Source organism: Treponema sp. R6D11, assembly GCF_054786075.1.
Genome location: NZ_BDHD01000070.1, coordinates 1 through 9746, shown reverse-complemented (window position 1 = coordinate 9746; position 9746 = coordinate 1). Strand labels below are relative to the sequence as shown.

The following is a 9746-nucleotide window of genomic DNA, read 5'->3' as shown; positions in this document are numbered from 1 at the left end:
TTCGAGAGGAGAAGATTTGCCATCGAATGTGAATGCTGTTGTTGGGCTAGTTGGCGTTATTAAAACGTCATATTTTTCGAATGCTTTGTTGAACTCTTGCTTTATGAGCGTTCTGGTTTCTTGGGCCTTCTTATAATAGGCATCATAATAGCCAGATGAAAGAACGTATGTGCCTAACATAATTCGGCGTTTTACTTCGCTGCCAAAACCTTCAGTGCGCGTATTTTTATAGAATTCGATTAGGTCTTTCGCTTCCGTTTGGCTACGATAACCATATTTAATGCCATCGAAGCGAGCGAGGTTTGAGCTTGCTTCTGCGCAGGCGATAACATAATATGCGGCGATTAAATATTCTCTAAATGGGAACGAGAACTCTTCAACTGTTGCGCCAAGTTCCTTATATTTTTCAACTGCGTTTAATACAGAAGCTTTTACTTCGGCATCAATTCCTTCACCGAAAAATTCGATTGGGATGCCGATTTTCATTCCCTTGCAATCTGCATTAAGGTTTTTTGCGTATTCTTGCTTTGGAATGTTTAGAGAAGTGGAGTCCATTTTATCATGACCTGCTAGAAGCTCTAAAACAAGAGCGCAATCTTTAACGTCTTTTGTTAATGGACCGATTGAATCAAGGCTTGAGGCAAAGGCTATGAGCCCGAAACGTGATACTAAACCGTATGTTGGCTTTAATCCCACACAACCGCAAAGGGATGCCGGTTGGCGAATGGACCCACCTGTGTCGGAACCGATTGTGAAAGCTGCCTCGCCTGCTGGAACGGCGGCAGCGGAACCTCCTGAAGAACCACCTGGTATGCGAGCGAGATTATATGGATTTGCTGTCTTCTTATAATACGAAGTTTCTGTTGAAGAACCCATTGCAAATTCATCCATGTTTAGCTTTCCTAAGACAGGGATGTTTCTCTCTTTTATGTTTTTGTACACAAACGCGTCGTATACAGGAGTATAGTTTTCTAGCATTTTAGAGCCGCAAGTTGTTCTGATTCCTGAGGTTGAAATTAAGTCTTTAACACCCATTGGGACGCCCTCGAGAGGGAGAATTTTTTCGCCGTTTGATAGTTTTTCGTCAACTTTTTTTGCTGTTTCTAAAGCGAGGTCGAATGTAGTTGTTATGTATGAACCGACTTTATCTTCGACTTGATTAATTCTATCTATGAAGCTTTTTGTGATTTCTGTTGAGGATGCTTCTTTTTTTATAATTTTATCGCTTAATTCGCTTGCTGTAAGTTCGTATAAGTTCATTACACATCTCCTTCGAAGGTTCTAGGCACAACATAGCAACCGGCTTTGTTGGTCGAATTTTTTAGCATGTCATCTCGAGAATAGCTCTGCCCTAGAATATCTTCTCTAAAGACATTTTCGAGCGGAATGGCATGGTTAGTTGGCTCGACGCCTGTTGTGTCTAAATTGGCTAGTAAATCTGCCTGTTCGACTATGTTTGATAGATTTTCTATCGTTTCGTCGATCTTCTCAATGTTTAGTCTTGCTAGATGCGCGATATGTTTTACGACATCTTCGTTAATGTGTTTTGACATTATACATCCTCCAATTGCTCGTCAGTATATCATAAAAAATGCGGTTTGTCAAACGAATATAAGCGACGATTTTTTGTTTGACAATTCTAAAATTGTATGATATACTTCAAGCGAAGGAGTGCGAAAGATGACGATTTTAGTAAACAAAAAAGATAATAAAAATGTAATCAATAAATATTATGTTAAAGGGTTAACTTCTTTGCAGTATAACAAAGCGAAGTATATCGTTTTCGCTGAGGCGCCTTTAGATGATATATATATGGAAAAAGAAGGAGTAGGCACGAATGTTCCCAGTGAGTTAGAAATTGGTGCTTTGCCTGGGCAATATGACGCACGTGCAGATTATACAGAAAAAGCCTTGAAAGTGTTATTCCCTGATAGTGATGTCGAGGTTAGGACATCTATTTTGTATAGATTCAATGGAAAAGTTAACATAGAAGATAAAAAAGCAGAACTTATAAATCCAGTTGAGCAGAGGGAGATTCCTTATGATGCAAAAGGCATTTTGCCTCATGAAAACCACTCGAGCACGCCCATAAAAAAGCATGATGACTTTTTGAAACTGAATAAAGATGGTTTAACAAAGTTTATAAAAGATCTCGGTTTGGCGATGGATTTGGCTGATATTTCCCTCGTGCAAGAGTGCTTTGCCAATGAGGGAAGAACGCCAACGGAAACGGAAATTAGGGTCTTGGATACTTATTGGAGTGATCATTGTCGCCATACGACATTTAACACGGTTTTAGATAAAGTTGAGATAGAAGATCAGCAAATTAAAGCTACATTTGATAAATATGTGGCGAATCATTCAAAGCGCCCGCTAACTCTTATGAATGTTGCTCTTGGAGCGATGAGAGAGCTAAAACCGACTTTAAAGAATCTTGATTTATCTGAAGAGATAAACGCTTGCTCTATTATTGAAAAAATTAAAGATGGTGAGCAAGAGAAAGAATATTTAATTCAATTTAAAAACGAAACGCACAACCATCCGACTGAGATCGAGCCTTTTGGTGGGGCAGCCACTTGCCTTGGCGGGGCTATTAGAGACCCGTTATCTGGTAGGGCGTATGTTTATCAAGCTTATAGAGTGACAGGGGCTGGCAATCCGTTTACGCCTAAAGAGAAAACTCCTAAAGGAAAATTGACGCAAAGAAGAATTACCCAAACTGCTGCGAAAGGATATTCTTCATATGGTAACCAAATTGGGTTGGCGACTGGTAAGGTTGCAGAAATTTATGATGATGGATATATTGCTAAGCGAATGGAACTTGGAGCTGTTGTTGGCGCGTGCCCTAGAGAAAATGTTATTAGGGAAGTTCCGGAAAGCGGTGACGTTGTAATTTTGCTAGGCGGGCGTACTGGACGCGATGGTGTTGGTGGTGCGACTGGCTCGTCAAAGGAACACACCGAAGATGTTATTGATGTCGCTTCAAGTGAGGTTCAAAAAGGAAATCCTCCATTGGAACGCGCTATTATGCGCATGTTCTTGGACAAGAGTGTTACTACAAAAATTAGAAGAATGAATGATTTCGGCGCAGGTGGCGTGTCTGTTGCTATTGGCGAACTCGCTGATAGTTTGGAAATATATCTTGATAAAGTGCCAAAAAAATATGCAGGATTAAATGCGACGGAAATCGCCATTTCTGAGAGCCAAGAGAGAATGGCGTTGGTTGTTAGAAAAGAAGACGCTGACTATATCATAAAACGTGCGAATGAAGAAAACTTGGAGGCGACCATTGTCGCCAAGATAACCGATACGGGTTATATGGTTATGAAAAATGGTGATGATGCCGTTGCTAAAATTTCTAGAGAATTTATCGATACAAACGGTGCGACTAAGACGGCTTCGGCAAAAATTGAGAAGACATCATTTGATTTTGAGGATAAAAAGTTTGATGTTAAGGCGTTAGAGGTTGCATCTCAATATTCGTTGCAAGAAATTTTCGACAGCACGATTGGCGCGCGCACTGTGCTTGCTCCTTATGGCGGGAAAAACCAATTAACGCCGACATTGGCTAGTGTAATGAAAATTCCTACGGCTGGAGAAACAGATAGCGCGACATATTTTACTCATGCCTACTATCCTGATTTGGCGAAAAAGTCTCCTTACCATGCGTCGGCAATTGCTGTTCTTCTTTCTGTATGCAAACTTATTGCAGCTGGTGGAGAACATAAAAAGATTTACTTCACTTTCCAAGAATATTTTGAGAAGTTGGGCGCTGACCCTGAAAAATGGGGGAAACCATTAGCGGCTTTGTTGGGCGCTTATAAGGCACAGATTGAATTAGGGCTGGCTTCGATTGGTGGAAAAGATAGTATGAGCGGTACATTTGAAGATTTAACTGTTCCGCCGACACTTGTTTCATTTGCGATTTGCGTTTCTAAAGCTAAAAGAGCTATTTCTCCGGAGTTTAAGAAGACAAATTCAAATTTATATTTGGCGAGAATGACTTACAAAAACGGTATGCCGGATTTTGAAAAAGCGAAAGAAATTTTTGACATCATAGAGAAGAATAATGAAAAAATTCTATCTTGCAATGTTATCGAGAATATTGGGCTGAACTCGATAGCATATCAAACTTTTGGCAATGACATTGGCGCGCGTTTGGATATATCTGGTGCGAATATTGGTAGTTTTATTATTGAGAGTGATGCTGAATTACCGTTTGAACGGATCGGTGAAACTATTGATGGCAAGCTAATCATAAATGGTAAATCATATGATATTCAAAAGTTAAAAAAGGAAAACACAAAACCGCTTGTTGAAATATTCCCAACTTCTGGCGGACCTGCTATTGCTAAAACTGTGCCGTATAATGAGAAAAAATATGCACCTAAAATAAAAATTGCTAAGCCGAAAGTTGTATTGCCGGTTTTCCCTGGCACTAATTGCGAACTTGATATGAGCCGTGCATTCCAAAAAGCAGGCGGCGAGAGCGAATTTATAATTATGCGCGATTTAACACCTTCGGCTATTGCAGATTCTATAAACGCACTTGCCGACAAAATTAGCAATTCGCAAATTCTAGCTCTATCTGGTGGTTTCTCAGCTGGTGATGAACCTGAAGGGTCGGCGAAATATATAGTAGCCTATTTGAAGAATGATATAATAAAAGAAGCAATACACGGCTTTTTAAATCGTGGAGGGCTTGTTTTGGGTATATGTAATGGCTTTCAAGCTTTAATTAAATTGGGGTTGCTTCCAAATGGCGAAATAACAGATCAGGACGAGATGAGCCCGACATTGACATACAACACTTGCAAGCATCATGTTGCTAAATTCGTTACGACAAAGGTTAATTCGACGCTTTCGCCTTGGTTATCTTTGTGCAATGCAGGCGATGAACATGTTATACCTATTTCGCATGGTGAAGGTAGGTTCGTTGGCAGAGATATTCCGCATGCGCAGATTGCGACTAGGTATTTGGAGCACAACCCGAACGGCTCGGCATTAGATATAGAAGGCATTACAGATGCGACAGGGCAGATACTTGGCAAGATGGGGCATAGCGAGAGGTTTGGCGCAGAGTTATATCGCAACATTCCTGGCAACCATAATCAAAGAATTTTTGAAGCAGGCATAAAATATTTTAACTATTAAGCGAATCTACTAAGAAAGTTTCATATAGCGCGGTTCGTTCGTCGCTTTTTATATATTTGGTTGAAAGCGTATCTAATAAATCTGGTTTTTCTTGCATTATCTTGATCTCTTCATCGCTAAAGTTTCCTTTTTCTATCAATTCGTAAAATTTATTTTGTATATAAAAAGATTCTGTACCGATTACGCTGCCTGACAGCTCTTTATCAAGTTTTTTCATTAGGTTATCCATAAAAAGCACCTCTAAGATATTATGACCAAAAAGTGAGTATTTATGAAATATGTTGAAGTTGCGATATTGAATATTGATAGAACCTTTACATACTCTTGTGTTGATGACATAAAAATCGGGCAGAGAGTTGAGGTTCCTTTTGGCAGGAATTCTAAAAAGCTGGTTGGGATTGTTGTTGATATCGTCTTGAAACCGGAATTTGATACAAAAGAAGTAATTAAAATTATAGATGATATACCTATATTAACAACTGAACTCATAAATGTTGCAAGATGGCTTAGTGAATCTTGTTTTTGCACTTTTTATCAAAGTTTGAAGGCGATTATGCCGACTGAGGCTTTGTCTGCGAAGTTTGCCCGAGAGAAGATGAGAAAGTATGTTAAATTAGTAGATAATAAATATAAAGCAAAAACTGATGCGCAAACGCAGGTTTTGGAAATTCTTGCAAAAGACGAGTGCGCTTTGGCGGAGCTTAACAATTCTGCCGTGAAAACATTGGTTAAAAAAGGTGTTGTTAAGGTTTTTGAACGTGCTGAAATTAGGCATGGTGCAGATTACAAGAAATATAAGAAGACAAAACCGCATGTGCCGACAAAAGAGCAAAAGCAGGCGATTGATGGCATAAATAGCGATGATACTTATTTGCTTTTTGGCGTGACAGGTTCGGGGAAAACTGAGGTTTTTTTGCAGGTTATCGATAGAGTGCTTAAGGAGGGAAAAGAAGCGATTGTGCTTGTTCCAGAAATTTCTCTCACGCCGCAGATGGTCGAACGCTTTGTGTCGAGATTTGGCGACAAGGTTTCGGTTCTGCATTCATCTCTTTCTAAAGGAGAAAAGTTTGATGAGTGGCAAAAGATTTTAAGAGGCGAGACGAAGATTGCTATCGGCGCGCGGTCTAGCGTTTTTGCGCCTTTTGATAATTTGGGTGTTATAATTGTAGACGAGGAGCAAGAATCATCATATAAATCTGATATGTCGCCAAAATATGATGCGAGAGAAGTTGCGAAGATAAGAGCGAATAATCATTCTTGCCCGCTTGTTTTAGCGTCTGCAACGCCGTCTGTGAATTCTTATTATAAGGCGAAACAAGGCGAGTACAAGCTCTTGGAACTTTTGGAGCGAACGAATAAAAAAAATATGCCAGAAGTCGATATAGTTGACATGCGAAAAGAACTTTTGTCAGGCAATATGTCCATGTTTTCGGAGCAGTTGAAAAATGAAATCAGAAAAAATATTGATAAAGGCGAGCAAACGATTTTGTTGCTTAATAGGCGTGGGTATCACACTTTTGTTTCTTGCAGAAATTGTGGGGAGAGCATAAAATGCAAGAATTGCGATGTTACTTTAACATATCATAAGAAGCAGGAAAAGCTCGTTTGCCATACTTGTGGTTTTTCGCAGGACAACGTTAAAATATGTCCTTCTTGCGGTAGCCATTATATAAGATATTTTGGGGATGGGACGCAGAAGGTAGAAACCGAGATAGAAAAATATTTTCCTGATGCGACCTATATTCGCATGGATTTTGATACTACATCCGTTAAAGGTGGGCATGAAGCGGTTTTAGACGAGTTTCGGGATAAGAAAATTGATATTTTGATTGGTACGCAGATGGTTGCGAAAGGGCTTGATTTCCCTGATGTTACGCTTGCTGCAGTTTTAGCCGCCGACCAGACTCTTAATATTAGCGATTTTCGTTCGTTTGAAAGGAGCTTTTCCCTTTTTACTCAAGTTTGTGGACGAAGCGGCAGGGGCGACAAAAAAGGCAGAGCGATTATACAGAGTTATACGCCGGACCATTATGTTTTGAAATATGCAAAGGAACACAATTATAAAGATTTTTATGAAAAAGAGATTTTTCATCGTGAACAGTATGATAATCCCCCTTTTAGCGATATTATTATGTTTTTATGCGTTGGGGAAGATGAAACGGTTTTAAAAAGCGTATTAGAGCGAGCGGTTAAAATGTTAAGTGGGGAGTTTAAGATAACTTTGCCTGCGCCTGCGCCGATTGAGAGAATGAAAGGACTTTTGCGCTATAGGACGCTTATTAAAGCTAATATGACACCAGAAATAGAAAAAATGTTGCTAGCGATTTCGAAAGAGTTTTCTAGAAATAAAGATTATATTTTTAATATTTATATTAACCCTATTTCCATGCTATAAATCGACTAATATTACAAAAATTATACAAAATGAAATCTTATATATTATATGTCGAGGTTTTTCTTTATGTTATGCTATAATATATTATGTAAGCGTTATTTATGAAAGGGCTGTTTATATGTTTAAGAAAAGTTTGAGTGTTATAATTTCATTAGTGATTTTTGCTACTATTTTGCCTGCTAGCGTTTTTGCTTTGTGGGGAGGGGAGAAGGTATTGTCTAACAGCGTTGTTGTGCCTAAACCTATCTATGGCGACTATCCTTCGACTAGTGGAACTCCAACGACTGCTCATGAAGTTAAAAATTCTGATAAAGTTCGGCTTGTTTGGAGGCAAAGCAAGGATTTCGGTTCTGGAGTTACTGATATTTATGAAGCAGATATTAAAGCTTTATACAAAGGAGCTATAACTGCTGTTTGTACGATTATTAAATTTGATAAAAATGTTATTCAAATGTGGGATCCGGACCCACAATATGGTGGAGCAGTGACTAACGATGATGGAGGTTATTATGCTTATAAAGAGCCTACAATGGAAGACTGGGCTGGCACACAAACTACGATCGCTTCTCAAAATTTAACTCAAGGGATTACTAACGCTACTAATGGCTGGGCAAAGTATGGCACAGACAAAAATAGCAAAACAATGATAGATAACTTTGGCAGCAATACTTCTGGAAGATTTAAAATTCATTTTACTCGTAGGGTTGAATCGGAAGGGGAAGATCTAAATACTGCCGCACAATATGGTTTGATTGGAAACCGAGGACCAATTGCAATGCCAAATGATAAGGGGTTATCGCTCGGAAAAGTATATTTTAAAATGATTGGTTCGCATCAGCCGTCGGAAGTTACGTCTAGCACTTTTCAACCTGACAGTGTTTATGCAGCTAGTTCTTTTGTTCCGCAAAACAATGATGCTGGTCCGCAAGTTAACAACACGGGGCTTGATACTTATCAACTTTATTCGCTTTCTCCTATTACTCCGCTTTCTTATGCTATGGGTGGAATTGAGTTTGCAAGGGAAATTTCGCCGACTATTACTGTTAACGGAACATACACATACAATGGTTCAGCACAAACGCCTGCGGCTTCCAATGTGATTGTTCAAAATGGTGCAACAATTCTAACGAATGGAACGGATTATACTTTTGTTGCCTCAAATAGCACGAATGCGGGGACGGCGACTGTGACGGTGACTATGAAAGGCGCTTATGATGGATTTGCGACACAAACTTTCACTATTAACAAAGCAGGGCTTACAATAACTCCAGTTTCTAAGACAAAACAATTCGGGGAGGCTGATCCTGTTTGGAATTCGTCAAATGATTTTACGTTTTCGGGGTTTGTAAACGATGAAAATATTGGTAAATTGAGTGGAACTTATTCGGCTAGTATTGTTGGCGGCACAGCAGGTGCAGGACGTGCGGTTGGGGCATATAATGTAACTTCCGTTGTTTCTGGTTTGTCTGCAGCTAACTATAATTTGAATGAGGGGACGGGCACTAATGCATTGGTAGTAAATGCTGGCCCTGCTTCTCTTTGGAACCCATTTAGTGATGTGCCGACGACGGTGACGTCTAGCCAAGCGACGGGGTCATATTATTGGCATTATGCAGTTAAGTATCTTTGGGAAAGACCAGTTAAGGTTATCGAACCGCTGAAAGACACGCAACCGACGATATACTCGCCGAAATCTAATATTACACGCGGGGATGTTATACGTATGATATGGCTTGCAGAGGGCGCGCCGGAACCGACAGGAGTGGGCAATGGGTTTAGGGATATACCTGAGACGAACACGAAATATTACAAAGCGTCGAAGTGGTGTCGCGAGCAATATATCGCTTCGGGCTATGAGATTAACGCGGCGAACACGGCTTTGGATATATACGATTTCAAGCCGAATAATTATGTGACGAGGCAGGAGATTACTTCGTTTATCTGTCAGCTAGAGAAGGCGACGGGGAAAAAACCTCCATATTTGAGCGGTAGGGGGACTGGTGCGTTGAAGTTTAAAGACGCTGCGCAGATAGGCACGTGGGCTCTTCCGCTGGTTAAGGCAGTGTGGAGACAGGGCATCGTTAGTCACTGCTCCACCATATTGTGTGTCCGGATCCCACATTTGAATAACATTTTTCTCAACTTTAATAATCTTACAAACAACAGTTATAGCTCCTTTGTATAAAGCTTTATTATC

6 protein-coding genes are annotated in these 9746 nt (G+C 39.8%); 3 read left to right on the top strand and 3 right to left on the bottom strand.

Annotated elements, in window-relative coordinates; translation table 11 throughout:
- Both gatA and gatC read right to left on the bottom strand, forming a co-directional pair.
- On the bottom strand, positions 1–1260 hold a 1260-nt coding region (gene gatA / locus ACYVTD_RS07565), incomplete at its 3' end, for an Asp-tRNA(Asn)/Glu-tRNA(Gln) amidotransferase subunit GatA (protein ID WP_461247165.1).
- Positions 1260–1553 (bottom strand): Asp-tRNA(Asn)/Glu-tRNA(Gln) amidotransferase subunit GatC, encoded by a 294-nt coding sequence (gene gatC / locus ACYVTD_RS07560; RefSeq protein ID WP_461247164.1) that lies wholly within the window; start codon positions 1551–1553, stop codon positions 1260–1262. The genes gatA and gatC, both read right to left, overlap by 1 nt.
- 127 nt (positions 1554–1680) lie before the next feature.
- Here gatC and ACYVTD_RS07555 point away from each other — a divergent pair, with 127 nt between their 5' ends.
- The gene (locus ACYVTD_RS07555) at positions 1681–5154 is read left to right on the top strand and encodes a phosphoribosylformylglycinamidine synthase (protein WP_461247163.1); all 3474 of its coding nucleotides are present in this window, start codon (positions 1681–1683) and stop codon (positions 5152–5154) included.
- Here the strand turns inward: ACYVTD_RS07555 and ACYVTD_RS07550 are convergent.
- Positions 5144–5383 (bottom strand): hypothetical protein, encoded by a 240-nt coding sequence (locus ACYVTD_RS07550; protein ID WP_461247162.1) that lies wholly within the window; start codon positions 5381–5383, stop codon positions 5144–5146. The two genes, ACYVTD_RS07555 and ACYVTD_RS07550, sit on opposite strands and share 11 nt — an antisense overlap.
- 42 nt (positions 5384–5425) lie before the next feature.
- On the opposite strand from ACYVTD_RS07550, the gene priA reads away from it, so the two are divergent.
- Entirely contained in the window at positions 5426–7549 is a 2124-nt protein-coding gene (gene priA, locus ACYVTD_RS07545) for a replication restart helicase PriA (protein ID WP_461247161.1), read from the top strand.
- A 118-nt stretch (positions 7550–7667) separates the two neighbouring features.
- The gene (locus tag ACYVTD_RS07540) at positions 7668–9734 is read left to right on the top strand and encodes an MBG domain-containing protein (protein ID WP_461247160.1); all 2067 of its coding nucleotides are present in this window, start codon (positions 7668–7670) and stop codon (positions 9732–9734) included.
- Positions 9735–9746 lie beyond the last annotated feature (12 nt).